23 protein-coding genes are annotated in these 18789 nt (G+C 34.7%); 10 read left to right on the plus strand and 13 right to left on the minus strand.

Going from position 1 to position 18789, the window contains the following annotated elements; genetic code table 11:
- Positions 1–16: 16 nt before the first annotated feature.
- Complete coding sequence (locus TX86_RS25900; protein ID WP_081707758.1) at positions 17–1345, minus strand: polysaccharide deacetylase family protein; 1329 nt, start codon at positions 1343–1345, stop codon at positions 17–19.
- A gap of 554 nt (positions 1346–1899) precedes the next feature.
- Here TX86_RS25900 and TX86_RS18830 point away from each other — a divergent pair.
- The 4 genes from TX86_RS18830 (at position 1900) to TX86_RS18845 (ending at position 4805) form a co-directional block, all read left to right on the plus strand.
- Positions 1900–2601: a hypothetical protein gene (locus tag TX86_RS18830; protein WP_042351295.1), complete on the plus strand. Its 702-nt coding sequence runs from the start codon at positions 1900–1902 to the stop codon at positions 2599–2601.
- Between the two features lie 132 nt (positions 2602–2733).
- Complete coding sequence (locus TX86_RS18835; RefSeq protein ID WP_052343750.1) at positions 2734–3183, plus strand: NUDIX domain-containing protein; 450 nt, start codon at positions 2734–2736, stop codon at positions 3181–3183.
- A 184-nt stretch (positions 3184–3367) separates the two neighbouring features.
- The gene (locus TX86_RS18840; protein WP_042351298.1) at positions 3368–4063 is read left to right on the plus strand and encodes a hypothetical protein; all 696 of its coding nucleotides are present in this window, start codon (positions 3368–3370) and stop codon (positions 4061–4063) included.
- A gap of 112 nt (positions 4064–4175) precedes the next feature.
- Positions 4176–4805, plus strand: coding sequence for a CatA-like O-acetyltransferase (locus tag TX86_RS18845; protein ID WP_042351299.1), 630 nt, complete (start codon positions 4176–4178; stop codon positions 4803–4805).
- 249 nt (positions 4806–5054) lie between these two features.
- Here the strand turns inward: TX86_RS18845 and TX86_RS18850 are convergent, their stop codons facing one another.
- From TX86_RS18850 to TX86_RS18860, 3 genes are all read right to left on the minus strand, one after another.
- On the minus strand, positions 5055–5774 hold the full coding sequence (locus TX86_RS18850) for a CPBP family intramembrane glutamic endopeptidase (protein WP_042351300.1): 720 nt from the start codon (positions 5772–5774) through the stop codon (positions 5055–5057).
- A gap of 221 nt (positions 5775–5995) precedes the next feature.
- Entirely contained in the window at positions 5996–7285 is a 1290-nt protein-coding gene (locus TX86_RS18855) for a WD40/YVTN/BNR-like repeat-containing protein (RefSeq protein ID WP_230203681.1), read from the minus strand.
- A gap of 126 nt (positions 7286–7411) precedes the next feature.
- Positions 7412–7789: a DUF3888 domain-containing protein gene (locus TX86_RS18860; protein WP_230203682.1), complete on the minus strand. Its 378-nt coding sequence runs from the start codon at positions 7787–7789 to the stop codon at positions 7412–7414.
- A gap of 430 nt (positions 7790–8219) precedes the next feature.
- Between TX86_RS18860 and TX86_RS18865 the strand changes: the two genes are divergently transcribed.
- The gene (locus tag TX86_RS18865; protein WP_042351305.1) at positions 8220–9701 is read left to right on the plus strand and encodes an N-acetylmuramoyl-L-alanine amidase; all 1482 of its coding nucleotides are present in this window, start codon (positions 8220–8222) and stop codon (positions 9699–9701) included.
- An 81-nt stretch (positions 9702–9782) separates the two neighbouring features.
- Here TX86_RS18865 and TX86_RS18870 read toward each other — a convergent pair whose 3' ends face one another.
- Entirely contained in the window at positions 9783–10463 is a 681-nt protein-coding gene (locus TX86_RS18870) for a hypothetical protein (protein ID WP_042351306.1), read from the minus strand.
- A 229-nt stretch (positions 10464–10692) separates the two neighbouring features.
- On the opposite strand from TX86_RS18870, the gene TX86_RS18875 reads away from it, so the two are divergent.
- The 3 genes from TX86_RS18875 to TX86_RS18885 all read left to right on the plus strand — a co-directional run bounded on the left by TX86_RS18875 (position 10693) and on the right by TX86_RS18885 (position 12614).
- Entirely contained in the window at positions 10693–11061 is a 369-nt protein-coding gene (locus TX86_RS18875) for a DUF4181 domain-containing protein (protein ID WP_042351307.1), read from the plus strand.
- A 315-nt stretch (positions 11062–11376) separates the two neighbouring features.
- A complete protein-coding gene (locus TX86_RS18880) occupies positions 11377–11667 on the plus strand; it encodes a hypothetical protein (RefSeq protein WP_042351308.1) in 291 nt (96 codons plus the stop codon).
- A 239-nt stretch (positions 11668–11906) separates the two neighbouring features.
- Positions 11907–12614 (plus strand): hypothetical protein, encoded by a 708-nt coding sequence (locus TX86_RS18885; RefSeq protein WP_042351310.1) that lies wholly within the window; start codon positions 11907–11909, stop codon positions 12612–12614.
- Positions 12615–12767: 153 nt separating this feature from the next.
- Here the strand turns inward: TX86_RS18885 and TX86_RS18890 are convergent, their stop codons facing one another.
- The 5 genes from TX86_RS18890 to TX86_RS18910 all read right to left on the minus strand — a co-directional run bounded on the left by TX86_RS18890 (position 12768) and on the right by TX86_RS18910 (position 15057).
- Positions 12768–12974: a hypothetical protein gene (locus tag TX86_RS18890; RefSeq protein WP_042351313.1), complete on the minus strand. Its 207-nt coding sequence runs from the start codon at positions 12972–12974 to the stop codon at positions 12768–12770.
- Positions 12975–13123: 149 nt separating this feature from the next.
- Positions 13124–13708 carry a class I SAM-dependent methyltransferase gene (locus TX86_RS18895; RefSeq protein ID WP_042351315.1) on the minus strand — a complete coding sequence of 195 codons (585 nt, stop codon included), beginning with the start codon at positions 13706–13708 and terminating at the stop codon, positions 13124–13126.
- A gap of 67 nt (positions 13709–13775) precedes the next feature.
- Positions 13776–14207, minus strand: a complete 432-nt coding sequence (locus TX86_RS18900) for an RrF2 family transcriptional regulator (protein ID WP_042351316.1) — start codon at positions 14205–14207, stop codon at positions 13776–13778.
- Between the two features lie 303 nt (positions 14208–14510).
- On the minus strand, positions 14511–14702 hold the full coding sequence (locus tag TX86_RS18905; protein ID WP_042351317.1) for a hypothetical protein: 192 nt from the start codon (positions 14700–14702) through the stop codon (positions 14511–14513).
- Between the two features lie 148 nt (positions 14703–14850).
- Positions 14851–15057: a hypothetical protein gene (locus tag TX86_RS18910; protein ID WP_042351319.1), complete on the minus strand. Its 207-nt coding sequence runs from the start codon at positions 15055–15057 to the stop codon at positions 14851–14853.
- A 166-nt stretch (positions 15058–15223) separates the two neighbouring features.
- Here TX86_RS18910 and TX86_RS18915 point away from each other — a divergent pair, with 166 nt between their 5' ends.
- Complete coding sequence (locus TX86_RS18915; RefSeq protein WP_042351320.1) at positions 15224–15754, plus strand: helix-turn-helix domain-containing protein; 531 nt, start codon at positions 15224–15226, stop codon at positions 15752–15754.
- Between the two features lie 142 nt (positions 15755–15896).
- On the opposite strand, the gene TX86_RS18920 is transcribed toward TX86_RS18915, so the two are convergent.
- Positions 15897–16601, minus strand: coding sequence for a CPBP family intramembrane glutamic endopeptidase (locus tag TX86_RS18920; protein ID WP_042351321.1), 705 nt, complete (start codon positions 16599–16601; stop codon positions 15897–15899).
- Between the two features lie 89 nt (positions 16602–16690).
- Here TX86_RS18920 and TX86_RS18925 point away from each other — a divergent pair, with 89 nt between their 5' ends.
- Positions 16691–17419, plus strand: coding sequence for a MerR family transcriptional regulator (locus TX86_RS18925; protein WP_042351323.1), 729 nt, complete (start codon positions 16691–16693; stop codon positions 17417–17419).
- Between the two features lie 65 nt (positions 17420–17484).
- Here the strand turns inward: TX86_RS18925 and TX86_RS18930 are convergent, their stop codons facing one another.
- Together TX86_RS18930 and TX86_RS18935 are read right to left on the minus strand one after the other, a co-directional pair.
- Positions 17485–18234 carry an HAAS domain-containing protein gene (locus TX86_RS18930; RefSeq protein ID WP_154663171.1) on the minus strand — a complete coding sequence of 250 codons (750 nt, stop codon included), beginning with the start codon at positions 18232–18234 and terminating at the stop codon, positions 17485–17487.
- Positions 18231–18560 carry a PadR family transcriptional regulator gene (locus TX86_RS18935; protein WP_042351326.1) on the minus strand — a complete coding sequence of 110 codons (330 nt, stop codon included), beginning with the start codon at positions 18558–18560 and terminating at the stop codon, positions 18231–18233. Before TX86_RS18935 ends, TX86_RS18930 begins: the two co-directional genes overlap by 4 nt.
- Positions 18561–18789 lie beyond the last annotated feature (229 nt).

Genomic DNA, 18789 nt, shown 5'->3' on the forward strand with positions numbered 1-18789 from the left:
TAATCGCTTTTTTGTGTTACATATTTTTCATTTTCTCTAATGTTTGTAGGACAGATGCTGGAGGTAATTGGCCGTGAATATTGACGCGTGGAACGAGATATAAGCCGTTTTTCTGTACGTCTAAAATGCCGCGATCTGTTGTGACAGACATCTTAAAACCAACTTTTTTCACGATGGCTTCAGCTTCTTGACTATATATACCTTTTGGATATGAGAAGGCAATAACCGGCTTACCTGTATGGTTTTCAAGTAATTGTTTAGACAACGTGAAATCGTTATAAATACGTGTTTCATATTGTTCCTTTGTCTCTAACACACCATGAATCTTAATTGGTCCCACCACTTTACCGTTCTTTCCATAAGCTGCATGAGCATCATTTGTATGACTTTCAATTGCTACTAAACCACTATCGCTCATTTCCTCAATTTCATCCCATGTTAACTTTTCATATTCACTTGGATGATTTTGTGGATTTTCGATAAAATCCGTAATGATAAAGATGGTAGCTTTCATATTTAACTCTTTTAAAATAGGAAATACATACTGAAAATTGCTTTTATAACCATCATCAAACGTTATCATGACAGGGTTTTCTGGCATGATTTGTAGTCCGTTTTGGATATCTAATATATCTTGCGCTGTAATAGTTGTATAGCCTTGTGCCTTTAATAGCTCCATTTGCTTTCGGAACACATCTGGATGAATGATTGTTCCTGATTGCTTATTTGGATCTAAATGATGATACATAAGAACAGGAATCCTTGTTGTAATGGCCACGGGCTCTTTCGATTGTGGCTCTTCTTTTGTGATTGTTATTTCAGAAGCTGGTGCCTTACCAATTGTTACTTGATTCCCGATGCGTGTAACCTTCTGATGCAATCCTTTAGCTACAATCTCAACAGGTACATATACTTCACCGTAATTCTCGAATGGACGAACCGTATTAGACACGATCTTACCATCTATTTGTGCTTCTTTTTGACCGATAAAAAATTGTGTTTTTGTATCCTTGTACGTCATTGTATAGACGTTATCTTGATACTCTGTTTTAGCGCCGAATTGCTCTGCTATGATTCTAGCAGGTACATATACGTCATTGAGACGAATAACTGGTACAATGCTTTCATTCTCGCTAATTTGCATTTTTTCACCATTTGCAACGAACGTCGAATTATTGACTTCGATTGTGACCGACTTCTCTGGTTTGGCGGGCTTTTCCGATGCACTGGCTTTTTCCGACCCTCCCTTTGCTTGCTGCTCCATCTTACTAAAAGCTAACATAGCTACCAATGCTATTCCGCAGCATAAACCAATAATTGCAAACATAAAACCTTTTTTCATCATTTTCCCCCTCTAATCTACCTTTTGCTTCAGAAACACACATTCTAGTAAAAATAAAGTGAAACTTTAATCGGTGAGGGTTTTCATCCATTCCCCACCGATTATTAGTTGAACCAATCGGGTTCTTACTGGTGGTTGATCTCCCACTTACTCATCTACGTGTCTTCACTGCCTTGTTGAAGTGGGAGTCTTAGCACTAGTTTGAACGGGATAAAATTCTCCCCTAGTCATGCTTGTTCATCTACTTATTATTATGTCTAACTATATAGACGCAGGAAGTTACCATTTAGTTTAAGTTTCGACTAAATTTTTTCACAAAAAAATAGCTGACTACCGTCAGCATGGTATTATGTGAAAACTATTTGAATTCTATATTACATAATTATTAAATATTTTACTACAATTAAAATTACTTTAATAGGGAAAAATAGAAAAAGATAACTTATACAAGCAAATACTTTTTAAATTGATACACATCTCCCATAAACTAAACATACTTTTTTTATATAATTTTCAATACTAAATATATTAAAAATACCCAAGAGGGTGATAATAGAATGTTCAAAAAAAGATTGCTCATACTTGTGCTGCTAGCAATATCACTTATTGCGGCTTTAGAGTTACTAAATTCATATAAAACACATAAAGAAATGAAAATACTACAACAAGAATCGCATCAAATTCTTACAGAAAGTAACAAAAACCTGCCATTTTCTAATCTAAAGACAAACATGAAAAATAATACGATTAACATTGATCTTGATATAGATACTAGTTTCGATAACTTACAGCCCATTTCGCAATTTGCATATTTCGAATATTTCAGCAAGAAGTTACGATTTGAATTACTTCATAATGAGTACAAAAATGATTTATACAAATTCGATATTATGGTTACTGCACACTCCAATAACAAGGCATTCCAGTATAATAATACATTGCCAAATAAACAAATGATTTATAAAGTTACAAGTTATCTTTCCATTAATCAAAAAGTAATATATACTTCTTCCGAATTTAAAAAGGACTATGACATCCTACTTGCCCAAATACCAAAAGAAAAAGTGAATGGTCATGATGATATTGATATTTATCTTTACGGAGAAAATTTCTTCAATCTCTTGACCAAATATGGAAAATATTTTAATCAAAAACGAGACAAAGATACAATTGTTAATGCTGTTATGGAAGAATTCGATATTACCAAGGAAGAATACTATCGAATTTACAATAAATATTATTTATTTTTCGCTAAATAGAGAGTGTGAAGAGGCTGTGATACAAGTTATCACAGCCTTTTAATACTTATTCACTAGGGAAGCACTTTTCATTTCAAGCTGTTTTCTTGTATAGTAAACAAAGAGTATACATGCGCAAGAGGAGGACTCATTTTGGGACGACAGACTTCTGTAAATAAAGAGCACATCAACATTAAATGTGGAATTATTATTGAAAAAGAAGATAAAATCTTGCTGCAAAGAAATCCAGGTGAGAACTATTGGAGTTTACCTGGTGGAATGATGCAGCTTGGTGAAAAATACGAGGAAACCGCCATCCGTGGTGTCTTAGAAGAAACAGCTTTAACGATTGAAACGGTGCAGCTCTTCGGCATGCTATCGGGTAGGGATTGCTTCGTCACAAATAAATTCGGAGAAAAAGCATTTATTCTTCAGGTTGTTTTCTTCACAACGGAGTTTACTGGTAAAGTCAAAATAAAAGACGAAGCCAACCGTGAGCATCGCTTCTACAAGCGAACGAACCTTCCAAAAAACCTTAACCCTCAACAAAAAGCATTCATAACGGACTGGAAGGAGCAAAAACCATTTCCAATTATCAACTAAAAAACGAGGCTGTGCGAAAAGTGATTAAAGACCACTTTTCGCACAGCCTCGTTTTTACACTTCATGGAACTTTGAACGTTCGCTCTATTTTAATTGATACTTTTTTCACAATCTCCACACATTTATCTTATACAATGGAGTGGTTTTCAAGTTATACAAATTTATGTAAAGAGTGATTTCCATCATGTTCAAGAAAAGCCTAGTTCTACTCATTCTCATAGTCATGATTATCATTCCATCCTCTGAGCTTCTAAGACCCGATCAATTGCCTAAACATTTGAAAACAGTTGAAGTTGTAACAGCTCAAATCTTGGAAGAGTATTACCCAAATAAGATCCTTTACAACCCAAAGCTAAAGATTAAAAATCAAAGCATTCACATCTACTTTCAAGTACACAAAGACTTCGAAAGTCTAAACTCCTTAGAAAAGTTCGTGAACTTTGAGCTATTTAGTAAGCATTTTCGTTTTATTTTATTTAGCACAAAAAATGATGCTGGTCTTCAAAATTTTGATATTCATATCTCAGCTGACTATAATGACAATCTGTATGATTACTTTAACGTAGTACAAAACAAACATTTAATTTTCTCTACTGAAAGCAACCTATCATGCAATAAAAAAACGATTTTTACGTCATCACAATTTAAAGAGCACTCTCAAATGCTAACAGATGATTATTTAATCGAGGAGTTTAACGGACATAGTGATTTAGATATCTTTAATTATGCAATTGATTTTTTTAAATTACTCACCAAAAATGCCAAGTATTACAATCCTGAAACGGACAATAATTTAATCCTACAGGCAGTCACAGAAAAATACGGTATTACACGAGAAGAATACGTAAAGATTTATAAGAAATATTATTTACTCTATTAAAAAAGATGGTGCGAGTTACAATTTCGCACCGTCTTTTTTTAGGTGTATAATAAATAAACAGAATTTTCAAATTAAAAAAATAATCATTTTTCTAACAACGGAGGGAATAATCGTGAGTAATACGTACCAAATCATCGATGTAATGTCGTGGAAGAGACAATTGCACTGCCAAATCTTTAGAAATGCCTTACAGCCACAGTATAATGTCTGCTTAGAACTTGATGTAACTCATTTTTGCAAAAAGATAAAAGAAAACGGCTGGCCATTTTCTTTAGCATTTATTTACACAGTTACGAAATGTGCAAACGATATGGAGGAATTCAGATATCGCTTTTTAAAAGATGATATCGTGCTCTACGATACCATTCATACGTCGTTTACCTATTTAAATCAAGAAACAGAACTCTTCAAAGTGGTAAATGTACCAATGCAAGATACGATTGAAGACTACATAAATATCGCCACACAGACCATCGAAAACCAGAAAGAGTATATTACAGGGCCCGTCGATAATGACGTGTATCAATTCTCATCCTTGCCATGGATTTCATTCACTCATCTATCTCATACAATATCTGGACAAAAAGATAAGTCCAATCCGATGTTTGATTGGGGCAAATACTACGAAAAAGATGGCAAACTCATGTTACCATTCTCTGTACAAGTGCATCATTCCTTTATAGATGGCTTCCATATTGGTAAATTGGTTGAACGTCTACAAAGTTATTTGAATGACAAGTAAGTGAAATAGCTAGAACAAAAAAGAGGTTGTCCAATTAGTCCTATTTGCTACATTTATTTGTATGTACGAGAATGAAATTCGTTGATTTTTTAAGGAGTCATTTGAGTTTCATCTTGACCAAAAGCGCTAAAAATCAGCTTTTTTAGTCTACTAGGCAAAAATAAGATTTAAATGAACACTACTTGGAATAGCACGAAAAGCGTAAAAGGGCGTTCGAAAAGTGATTACAAATCACTTTTCAGACAGCCCCTACATAACAAGTTGACGATTCTGTCTGATCTCTTTTTTGTCTATTCGTATCCACAAATAAATGGAATATATAAATAGAACAATAATGATTAAATAAGCGTAAACCTTAGTTCCTTCCTGCTGCCCCATGAAGTTCAAAAAGTTATTTAAGCCATGAAAAGCAATCGTAATCATAATGGATTGTCTATGGACAATAAGTAGCGACAGTACAAAACCTACCAAAATAGCATAGAGAATCTGAAGAATCGTATCTTCAACAGACTGACCACTCATTAATTGCAGAGCATGTGTAATTCCAAAAAGGAAACTAGAGATTACTACTGCCTTCCTAACTCCTATCGACATTAACATCCGAAGCATAAATCCTCGGAAAAAAGTTTCTTCAATCAAACCTACTACTAAAATCTGCATGATTAACATACTTACCAAATGGGAAATCGAACTTACATCAAGCCCTTTATTGCCAATCAGTATGATTAATAACACTAGAACTAATGGTGATATTAATACTAACTGAAAGTTTTTTAATCCATCAAAAAAGTAATATGACCATTTCTTTCTCACTAACAAATATAATAAAATCCCCACTGCTAAAGGCACTAGACCAATGAATTGCAAAAATGGACTGGAAGGTGCCTTTACACTAGAATAGACCCCATTTGCCGTATAAAAAAACATTAACAACAGCTCTAACCCTAGTATTTTCCAAAAAACATTCATGAAACCACCCCTGAAATCGGAAATAACGTCTATTGAGATTATACTCCTCGTCATTGGAAAAACATACTATTTTTAGATGTATTCATAAACAAATATCACACATTTACGTTGAAGTAAAAAATTGAAGTGGATTTTAAAGCATTAGAATGGGTAAAAGGGCTTCAAAAAGTGATTGTAATCACCTTTTGAGGCCCTTTTTGATAGAGTGTAACTATATGAAATTAGCCTTCTTCTTTACTAGGTGGGGTTACTAACTCTACATATTCCCACGTTTTCCCCATATCTTTAGATTGATATTTCACCATTACACGACCACCTTGGAAATCTCCTTGGTCACCTTGCCCAACTAATAAGCTGAGCTTTCCGTTTTCCATATAAGGCGTTTCTGGTTGTATGAAAACTTTCTTCCATTCTTCTTTAATTGGAAGTGTAATCGGTGCAAATGTTTTAGCTCCATTTTCGGTGCGATAAAAGTTCGATGCCTCTCCTTGGACGCTTGGATAGCTCATGAATCCCACGTTTTTGTCTACAAATCCACCAGATTGTAGAAGCCACGTACTAGGACCAAATCCAGCTTCGTGCCATGTCTTACCGCCATCTGAAGTAGCATATATCACTTGCCCTTCTTGAGACATTGTTCGATCACTTGTGGCAATAACGTAACCATCTTTTACAGTTGGAAAACTACAGAATTTAACTCGAACACTATTCAATTGGCTAACATTTGTCGTTTGCCAAGTTGCGCCTTGATCTTCCGAATACACCATCATGAGCCCTGTTTCTTGCGTTCCACCATATACGAACGCTGTTTTTTTAGGTGTAATTACATAACTTCCTTCCTGTAGCTCATTATAATGAGAGTTGCCATCGCCAACCTTCGCTAATGTTTCAATCGGAACAGGTACTTCATTCCACGACTTCCCAAAATCATAGCTAACGAAGCATTTTTTATTTTCAATTTTATATGTGTACTGCTTTTCCTCAAACGGCTTTTCATTGACGAATTCTTTCTCATATTCGTCTTTTTCTTTCTGACCATTTGTATTGTATTGTTCTAAATCATACCCAGCAGGTCGCTGCTTTTTATATACTTCATAGGTTGTTTTGCTATTTCCAGCATCTTTTGTGTTAAACCATAGTACCCATTGATACTTTACTTTAGAGCCTTCTAACATCCCACCTTCAAAAGGTGTTTCTGACCCTTTCACTTTGGCTTTAACGGAGAAATCAATTTGGATGACCTTCTTTTGTTCATCAAGAACCGTAAGTTCATCTATCTCATATGTTTCGACTTTCTTGTCACGAGGTACGTATTTTTGTTCATATTGCGCGATATACTTATCCAACCACTTTACGCCAACTAGTGTCATATTCATTGTCTGTTCTGTCACCGAAAAGCCTTCTACTGGCTTAAATACTAGTTTGTTTTGTTCATATGTATAATACGCGAAAAAAATGACTGCAACTAAAAAGACTGTTAATAAAGCTATTATTCCACTTTTTCTACTCACACCATCGCCCCTCACTTTTCTATAAGTTTACCATATTTCTACATGACCTCTTTATTATTGGCGACTCCCAAAAATAAGGGCTCAAACAAATCAAATGAGCTGGGAAATTTTCTCCAAGCTCACTTTTTAATATGTTTTCAAGTGTTTATAGCTCTTTAATTCCCCGTCAGTATTAATCACAACTACATCTTCCCCATAACTAATATGGGCACGATAGTATGGATATATTTTCAGCGTAATTTCATATAGCCCTCCCATCCCATATACTTGCTTGATTTTCAATATTTCCGCATCATATGAAGCCCAAGTGAGCCCTTCAGGTGCATGTTTATCACCCTTGTAAATCTCAACTATTGCTTCATCCACTGGTTTTCGAAGGCTACTTATAAGTGCATATTTGAACGTTTCACATAATGGCGTATCAGCTTCATTGATTGTTTTAGCTTGAACAGGGTTTGCGAATAACAGTAGCATCAACCATATCAAAGAGAGTTTTCTCATCATAATCACCTCTTTTTAGTCTTTTAAGAACGAAAATGATTTATACATTTGTCTTTCAGCAAAACAAAAAAGAAGCAAGGAAGAAAACAACGTTTATTTATAGAAAACTTATTTCCCTCCATTCTTCTCTATTAGTAGTTGCTTTACTCAATTGCACCAAGGTATGTTAATAGACAACTTAAATCACCTGCTGATAGTATAAATTGTTGACTAACCACCAGTGCTTGCTTTTATCATCGTTTTCTCTATATCCATTTTGTTTTCTATTACATTTTCGAGTTAATACGAGAAAAAGGAAGCTCTCTTAACGGGAGCTTCCTTTTTCTGATTTCTTCGATTACATTCTTGTTTCATGCACTTCTAATACCATTCGTCGAAAATTATGTTAAAATTTTGAAGAATACGAATATTTCAAGGGGGATTATTTAGAGAAATGAAGAAAATTGTCAAATTAATAGTTTGTATGCTTGTTGTCACTTCCACTTTGTTCACCGCAAAGGTTGGAATGTCTCAAGCAGCTACGCCCACATTTACGGATGTCAGCACAAGTTATCCACTTTATGCCGAAATTAATTATTTAGCACAAGGTGGAATTGTCCAAGGCTCTGGAACTGGCACTTTCAATCCTAAAAACAACATTACACGTGCAGAATTCACAGCTATGCTAGGACGAGCTCTAGGGTATAGTGACAGCCCACAAAAAACAAGCTTTAAAGATGTTGGAAGCAATGTGTTTGCATCTGGACAAATCCAACAAGCAGTGAATAATAAAATTATCACTGGTTACTCAGATGGTACATTTAGACCGTATCAAAATATCACAAGAGGTGAAATGGCGATGATCATTTCACGTGCCTTTGGATATTATACAGGTACTAGCACATCATCAGCTGCCCAAGCAATCCTTTCTAGAGGAATTGACGTTCGTCAAAGCGATGGTTCATTCGCAGCTAATCGTGCTGGAACTCGTGAGGAAATGGCGATTTTCTTAGCAAGAGGCATTAACTATACGCTTCGTAAATCAGGAACGATTCCTACTACATTTACTGAAACAAGATACGTAAACAACGTACCTGCGAATGAATCGTTGAAGATTAGAAAAGGTCCATCCACCAAGTATGAAATAATTGAACAATTATCTAATGGTGATAGCGTAAGCATTGCTTATAAAGTTGGTAATTGGTCAATGATTAAAGCGTCAAACGGCACGACTGGTTTTGTTTCAAATAAGTATTTAAGCAATTCAGCAAGTACAACACCTCCATCAAGCAGTACAGATAAAAAGCAAATAAGTTCTCTTACACTTGTCCTTGATGCTGGTCACGGTATACAGCCTGGTAAGAAAGTAGATCCAGGTGCAATAGGCAATGGATTAAGAGAAAGCGACATTACATTAGATGTTACGCAACGAATGAAAAAAATCTTGGATCAAACGCCTATGAATGTCCTGTATACAAGACCGTTTGAATCGTATCCAACCTTAGAAGAGCGTGCAGATACTGCCAATCAAAATAATGCAGATGCTTTTGTGAGCGTGCATGTAAATAGCGCTGAAAATACTAGTGCAAGTGGTACTGAAACATTGATTAAACCTGCATCAACTAGAGCAGCAATGTCAGAAAGCGAAAGAGCCATTGAAAGCAAGAAGCTAGGGAATTATATTCGAGCACGTTTTATAAAAGCCTGGGATATGAAAGATAGAAGTTCAAAAGACCGAACAGATTTAGCAGTACTAAATTTAACTAAAATGCCTGCTACTATAGTTGAAATGGGCTTCATCAGCAATAAGGATGACGCTGCTAAACTAGCGTCTGATGAATATCGTCAATTAGCAGCGCAAGCAATCTACGAAGGGATTTTAGACTATTTTGGTTCTAAAGGATATGACGTAGATTCTTATTACAACATTCATTAAGGCTAGCATTTAAAAGAATTATGCATAAAGTCTTTCATTGAAGAAGAGACCGCAAGAATTTGCGGTCTCTTTCGTATGCTCTTATTTCGCAAAGTGAAAATAATAATCAAGATAAAGTTGTGAATATTCCTCAGATGTTATATCGAATTTACGAGCAATCATATCTGATATAACTTCATTATCTCGTTCCGGTTCGTAGTACCTACCATTCTTAGTAATCATATTAAAAAAACGGTAAGAGTATTGTAGGATTTCTTTATGTTTCTGATTAAAGCTATCTTCGTCTCGATAAAGAGAGATTGCATTTTGCAGTTGGCTCGTTGTATAAACCATTTCACCATTTTTAAAGAAACGACTGTAAGCTTGAAGAAAAGACTGATTTTCCGGAACAACATTGGTTAAATGATATATATTGGAATCCACTTGTCCAATAATCTCTAGGTTCAAATCATAAATCGAGTTATTAAATGTCGTATTACGCAGTATATATCTAATTTGTCTATTAAAATATTCAAGGACTGCAAACTGCGCAGCAACGTCCATTTGATTATATTCATCTGTCAGTTGAATTTTGACCACCATTTTATTCAAATCATATTGACTTTCCACACTATGAAATAGGCGTTTAGATGGGCTATATTCTATTACTACATTCGTAGCCTTTGTCAGACTTTCGGCATTTTGTCGTTCCATAGAAAAATGAAAACAAAGGATGCCAAACGAGAACATACCAATGATGAGGGAAATTATCTGTATCTTCAATACTAGGTACTCTCTTTCAATGAAATTACACTTCTTATTAAAAAAATATTCATTCCTAGATTTTCATAACAATGTGAAAAAAAGAAGAAAACTAACGAACAAAACAAGTAATTTAGTGCTCTATATTTCATTTCCATATATACTATCAATTAGATTAATAACTTCATTATTTAGAAAGATAGCCCCCTTGCAGCAAAGAAAAAAACAAAAAAGGAAGTGACATACCACCATGTCTGGGATACAATTCCTAGCCGGTTTAGGGATGATTTTACTGCCACTCTATCCCTTCGACCGCAGTATTCGCACATACTTTGGAGTAGAAAAAGCAGATAAGAAAAAAGCATTTCTCACCCGTTACGAGAAATGGGTAAAAGTTGCAATTCTATTGTTTTTTGCATTTATTACATTTCAAATAGGAATGGACTCGCCCTACTTATTTCTAGTAGTTATCTTATTAACCGGAACTTTATATGGCTTTGAAGCCATCTTGCAGAAGAAATATAGTGAAAATTCAAAAGAATATAAGGTAACACTAATACAAGGGGGCATATTTACTGTTCTAATGATGGTGCTTATTTTCATTTTCAATTTAGATTAATTTTTTACTATTTGATAAATGAATATCATTTATCAAATGAGAGTTTAGCTACCTTTGCCAACGTACCAATTGACGTCTTTAACTGCTTTTGTGCGGGTTAAGTTCAAATTGAAACACAATACTTACTCAATTTTTGCGTACAGTTGCAAATACTTTGATGATTATATCTCGATAGTATACTTATGTTAAAATACAACTACTACATACATTAATGAAATAGGTGAGAACTATGAGTAAGCCACCAGAAACTTAGGTAGGCAGCTTTAGGAACCGTATAAGTGGTTCTAACTTTCACACTGCCTACGGGTGAGAAAGGTGAATTGTAACCAAAACGAATTAAAAAAATGGCAAGCAGTGCAACAAGAAGCAACACTAGAAAAGGTTTATGGGAACAAAAGAGTACCGATAGACCCTTTTAGAGACAAACAATACGAGTATGAACGGAAAAAGAAACAACTCAAGTTTTGGCATACTAAAGAAGACAATGCTCGTAAACGAATTGTTCAAAAGCGTTTTAGAGGTAGATGGAGATCAGAAAAAGCCAAAGGTGATTGGCATATTCCTGTGATTCATGAGTATCATACATCAGGTTACGAAACCTGGTAATACAAAGAGGCTGTCCTAATTTAGGACGCCTCTTTATGCTTTTAAGATACATCATTATTTAGATTGAAATGATTGATTTATGGCGCTTTTGATCCCTATATGTTCGACTTATTAATCAATCGATTGAATAATGGCTTTCTCGCTAGGAAGTATATTAAAAATACCAAAAACAGGATATGTATTTTTTGGTTAATCCTTGTTACTATAGGATTATATCAATTTCCATAAGTAGGTCTTATATGTCAAAAAAAATTATCATTTCGTTTATTTCAGGTTTTCTATTATTGGCAGCTCTACAATTTTATCCTATTTACAAAAAACACAGAGATTCTAAAGCGATTCAAGATTACGTAAATAGTTTAGTGCAACAAGGAGTATTACTGAATGAATCCCTCAAGGTCAGCGATGCTTTTATCGATAATGGGAAAATCGAATTTCATTTTGATATAACTTCGAAATTCGAGCAACTAACTACAGAGATTCAATATGCTTACTTAGATTATTTAGCCAAAAACATCCGATATAAATTACGAGATAGCAAAATAACTTCTAATACATATCAATATTTGGACATGATTTTCCTTTGTAAGTCTCAAACGAAAACCTATGAATACAAAAATGTCCTCTTAAGTAAAAGTCAGCCCGTTTTTTCCGAAGGTACTTTATATTTAAATAACGAACAAATCTATACTGCTCCACAGTTCAAAGCGTTCATTCAACAAGCTGAGCCACTTGATAAGCCCACCTCCTTTGAAAAAGAGGTTTTTGATTACGCAGTTAATCTATTTAAACAATTAACAGTAGGCGGTAAATATTACAACTATGATCGAGATTCCAAAGTCATCGTTGATATTGTCACTAAAAAATTCGGTATTAGCTATAAACAGTACAGTGAAATCTATCAAAAACAATTCATTACTGGCTATAGTCATTTATACAAAGACTAGTATATAAGCATCCTCAGCCATAAACCAATTATACTTCCCTTTTCTTATGTTATTCATCTAAAAACATCACCATACTTATGCTATCAAGTACGTATTTACCTGGTAGTATAAGTGAAAACATTCACATATTGTCAGCTAATGTTGAAGAAATATTTAATTTTTATCTTTTTCTTCAACATTCAATTCATCCTTGTACGGAAACTCCGACCAGAAAAACCATAGCGCTAGCAGTAACAAAATCACAGGAAAAATCCAAAGTCCCCCATGATACTTAACAGAGTAATCAGCCTTCAAGCCATATAAATAGATAAATAATACAAATGACACTGATAATGAAATTGTCCCACTTAAAATTTTCATATTCTCTCCTTTTTAGCATGTACTATTTGAATAATATATTAATAATTATAAAGGATAATTCCTCTCATAATGGCTTTTAATCTACCAAACTTTGGATATCATTTATTACAGAAAAGAGATTAGCCGACGCTAATCTCTTTTACTCTTCCTTACTTTGATTTCTGCGCAATCATAATATATAAATCATCTGTCGGAAATACCGTTTGTTGAACATGAAATCCAGCATGGGCAAGCTCTTGTTCCATATTCGTTGAAGCAATTCTAGGATGATTATGGGTAGGATGATCTTTCTTTTCTATTTCAACACAGGCAAAATAGCCATCTTCTTTTAGCACTCGTTTCATTTCCTGTAACGCATGAGATAAGTCCTCCACCTCATGTAACACTAATGAAGCTAGCACTACATCAACAGAATGATCGGGTAACGGAAGCTCATCCATACTGCCTTGAATAGGCTTGATATTTGATAGTTGTTCTTTTTCTGCCTTGGACGTGATGACTTCTAGCATATTCGAATCAATATCTAGCGCATAAACGTTGCCATCCACTCTTTTGGCTGCTGGTATCGTTATAAAGCCTGTACCTGCCCCTGCGTCTAAAATCGTGTCGTCTTGTTGAATCGGAAGCGTGCTTAATAGCGTTTCTGGTGGGAGCGCTTCTCTTCTTTTTGGATTATCCAAAGCTTCAATTTTTCTTGCGATATGTTCCTTTGAATGACAATGATGGTGTTTCATTTACATCCTCCTTTTAGATTCCAGAGTCATTTTGTCTATAATTAACGTAAAAAAATAATTGGAATGATTAACACTCACCATCATTTTCTTTTTTCAATTGCATTTGCTTCGCAATATCATGAATAGATGTGTGCCTTAGTTCTTCTTTCATCTTATTCTCTGCATGAACCATCACTTGCTCGATTAAACAATCTTTCTGTGTAGATAATTCTTCATGTCCCAGCGAACAACTGAATAATGTTGTTTGCCCCTCAATCGCTTGAATAATATCTAAAAATGAAATGGCATCTGGCTTTGCAATGCTATATCCACCATTCACACCAGGATTGGATTGAATCAACCCTGCCTTCACCAGTTTCGTTAAAATTTTAGAGAGATAAGTTGGTGATAGCTTTTGCACTTTCGCCAATTGTTCAACACCAACCGATTTTCCTTTTGGCGTTAACGTTAAATAAACCATTGTGTGCAGCGCATAATTGGTTGCTTTCGAATATTTCATGCCGTTCTCCTTTTGTATATATTACAGAGTCATGATGTCTGGAATTGATTGTACTTGAAATAGAAGCAGAACTCAAGAGCTTAGCCTTAGCCTAAAATGAGTTAAATAGGAATTCTTTGATTTTTTAAGGAGTCTTTAGCATTTTATCAGACTAAAAGCGCTAAAAATCAGCTTTTTTTCATCCACTATACAAAATTAAGTTTTAAATGAAACCAATTTCGAATGGTAAAAAAAGCGAAAGGGGCGTTTGAAAAGTGATTAAAAATCACTTTTCAAACGCCCTTTCTACTTTACTTTATATACTTATACAGATTTCTTACCTTGAAGCCATTCTGTACACTCTGTAAACCTGTTAAAATCCTCAACTAATAGGTCATTATGGGTATTATTAATTCCTACAATTCGACCTTGCTCAATCGTAAAAAATAATCCAGTTGGGTTACCTGTTTGAATAATTTTAGTAGCTTCTTCATTTGAGACTTTAATAATATCCATTATAACCACCCTTTCGCTATACCTTAGTTAATGCCCTATCTAACTGATTTCTAAACCTCCATTTAGCAATGCTAAAACGCTAAATGAATCTTCGACAAAATGAAGGAAAATACCTGTGAAGAATCTGAAATAACATTAATTATTCACATTACTCCTTATTGTCGTTTTGGCGATCACTCTGAATGAGTTCCTTCAGCAATTCATTTCTTTCTTCATCTAGCTTTGCCTTCTTATTCATGAACTTCAACACTTTCACGGCAAAATAAATGCTAAAAATAAGAAGAGCGATATAGAGAAGTAAAGGTAAAAGAGCTATTAATACGCCACTTGTCGCTAACATAGATATTTCATCCATTGTCATGACCTCCAAATACCTTGGATATATATCATTATATCCTAATTACAAATAAAGAAAAGAGAAATCTGTAAGCCTTTTCACTGTACGTTTTCAAAACTATTTAGTATATTATAATTAAGCAATCAAAAATATTTGATTACTAAAAAATTAAGGGGTTGTTAGTATGAACTACTTAGATTTATATTTACAAAAACATAATTGTAAACGATACGATGTTCATAAGAAAACAGGTGTAAGCCAGCAGCTACTCTCAACTCATACAAACAAAAAAATTGAAAAATACTCAAATAAAGTGATCATAGCCATTGCTGACACATTAGGCAAAACACCTGGCGATGTATTAAATGAACTTTTGATGCTAGAAAAAGAAAAACCAATTTATGAAGCCTATAATCCAGATGAATTAATGGTAGGATTACATGCTAAATACGATCAAATTCTCATTCGAGGCGCCTACTATAAAGAAGTAAGAAAAATCATGGACTCTCACCTTTCTGAAAATGAGCGTTTAGGTGTCGAATTAGGTGGCGCAGGTGCCATTACCCTTCTCATTTACGCAATTGATGTCGTAAGAGATTTATTTAGTAACGCTGATAAACTCGATAAAGAAATTGATAAGAAACTGAATTTATATAAAGTTGAAAAGATTTCCGATGATAGTATCTTATTACGCTTGAAACAATTAGATTATTAAACCCAAAAAACGTCACCGTTCTTTTTTACTTGAAGTATACGGCCCAAGCATGGCAGGTGTAAGGTTAGACAGCACGAAGAAGGCGTCCTGAAAAGTGGCTTCAAGTCACTTTCAGGACGCCTTTTACGTTTAGGTTAACACCCTACCCCATACTTGTCAGCAATACCATAATTCCATTGGTTACACCGTGAATAATGACAGAAGGCCAGATGGAATTCGTTCGTTCATATGCCAAGGCAAAAATAATTCCACTCAAAAAATTAACAGGCATCGCATTATACGTAGGAATGTGAATAATGGTGAAAATTAATGAGCTAAGCAAGATGGCTCCTACGAATCCTATACGTGTACGCAACCAACGATAAACAAAGCCTCGATAAAATATTTCCTCATATATTGGAGAAATAACTGCTGCAGATATAAATGCAATTGAAACTGTTAAGAACGTGACGTTTTGCTGGATAGCCTCTGTTTTACTATTCTCAATCGTATTTCCAAGCAAGCTAGTAAGCACCACTAGGATTACACTACCAACCATTAAAATAACCGTTAATAAGATAATGGTTTTCCAATCCTTTAACAGAAATGGCTTTACGCCTACTTCCCGAAAAGAAAGCTTCTTTGGACGAAGAACAATTAAATATATGCCTACTAGAAGAACAATAGCTATCGTTAATCCCATTAGAGTTCCTGCATATAGCTCATTTCCAAACCACTCCGAATAAAGAGGTTTTACTACGAATTTTATAAACCCTATCACAAATCCAAATTCAAGTGCCATCATGAAAACAAATTCTCTTAACCCCCAATGGTCTTGTTCCTTCCAATTCACTTCTGTTTCCTTCATTCCTCATTCCTCTTTCTTCATTTGTTATAATTAACTATATTTGGTAACGTTACGTCACCTGCAATAGCTATTTTTTCAGGAGGAATAATATGAAACAGTGGACTACAGGGCAAGTATCCAAAGAACGCAATATTTCGGTTCGAACGCTTCGTTATTATGATCAAATAAAGCTACTCACTCCAAGCTTTAAAGATGATAACGGGCGACGATTGTATTCAGAAGAAGACTTATTTACGTTAGAGAAAATTATCATCCTAAAGTCGCTCTCACTTCCATTAGAGAAGATAAAAGAAGTAATCGAAAGACTAACTTATAAGCAAATCTTGATTTCTCATCACAATTACTTACAAGAACAGCTCTCCAAACTTCAAACAAGCATTTCACATACATCTGAGCTAATTAACATGATTGACTTAGATGAATCGCTGTCCTGGGGACGTGTCTCTCATCTTGTCCAAAATTCACAGCATAGCTGTAAAAAGTGGATCGACTATTTTCAAGAGGATGAAAAAGCATTCCTACAAGAAGCCCTTCCCAATCTCAGCAACAATGATCGGACAACACAGCAATATATGTCATTGCTACGACGAATAGAGTGGTGTATTAAACATGATATTCAACCTGAAACAGACGAAGGTGCTCAAATCGCTTTTGAATTAATCGAACTATCAAAGGATACTTTTCAAGGAGATACGCAGTTGATGAATCAGTTTTGGGAGGTACGAAAACAACCATCATCAGAAACCGGATTATACCCTATTTCCGAAGAGGTACTGGCATTTGTGGAACATTGCATAGCTTATGTGGACGGGGAATGAGCAAAAGAAAAAGCAGATGGCACCCCATCTGCTTTTTCCACTACTATATCAATCCGTACGCCAGATTACTTTTTCATTTTCCAAAAAATAAACAAAAGATAACTCATAATTAATACAAAAGGTACCGTGGCCTTCAATATTACCTTTATTTCTTCGGGAAGAGTAGTCAAATGGATCAAGCCTTCAGGCACAAATAATAGAATGGGAATTATAATCATTCCCCAAGACTTACTCCAAAGTGCAAACCAAATGAAAAGAATCAATGAACAGATGATAGCAACGATATTTCCTGCAATCCCAAACTCAAACGTTGGTACGCTCACCGTATTATTTACATAAATAAGAACCATGAATAAGATAATTGGTAAGGTACCCGTTATTCCTAAAACGAACCATTCTTTAACTTTAGATAAGCGTCTGCTGGAGACATATTTAAACACAAGTGCTGTCGTTAGTAAATACAGTAGGAATATCAATGGATAGCCTACTAAATCAATGATGGAGAATTGTAAAATGCCACGAATCGCCTTACCCATGAGAATGAAAGCAAATGCTCCAACCATAACCATAGGGAGAAATTTGAGGACTCCCTTCATGTCAAAAGACATTTCATTAGCGACTTGCTCCATATATTCCTTAGGGCTTTTACCAATGATATCATCTATGTTTTTTCCATTCTTCTCAGCTTCATAAAGATGATCTTCTAGCTCTTCAATGATTTCATGAATCTCATTTTCATTTTTCCCACTTGAAAGTAAATACACTTTCAGATTTTCTAAAAAATCCCGACTTTCGATTGATATGTACATCGTCATTGATCTCCTTCCTGTAATAAATGATTCACACTTTGTGAGATTGCAGCCCAGTTTTTCTTAAATTGCTCTAACGCTTCGATTCCTTCAGCTGTTAAAGAATAATATTTCCTCATTGGACCACCTGAAGAAGGCTTCTTCTGAGTAATTGTTACAAGGCCTTCCTTCTTCATGCGAAGTAACAATGGATAAATACTACCTTCACTTACCATCGTAAAGCCGTATTCGCTCAGTTTTTCCGTCATTTCATAACCGTAGGTTTCTTTTTTCGAAATAATTGAAAGTAGACAGCCCTCTAAAATCCCTTTCAGTATTTGACTCGAAGACACTCTATTTCCTCCTTTAAAGGTTCTACCCAACTAACTTGTAATGCAAGATAGTTGGGTAAATAAAAAAGCTACCTTGCATTGCAATATAGTTGAAGGTTACCATATTCTGAAAAATCATTCAAGTCCTTTTGCATGAACTTAGCTTTTATAAATGATACACTTTCTATAATTATTAATATTTCTCTCTTTATTTGCTAAAATAAAATGTTATTCTTATATATCTTAAACG

The sequence above is a fragment of the Bacillus massiliigorillae genome (assembly GCF_000380245.2).
Classification (GTDB): domain Bacteria; phylum Bacillota; class Bacilli; order Bacillales; family DSM-1321; genus Bacillus_AD; species Bacillus_AD massiliigorillae.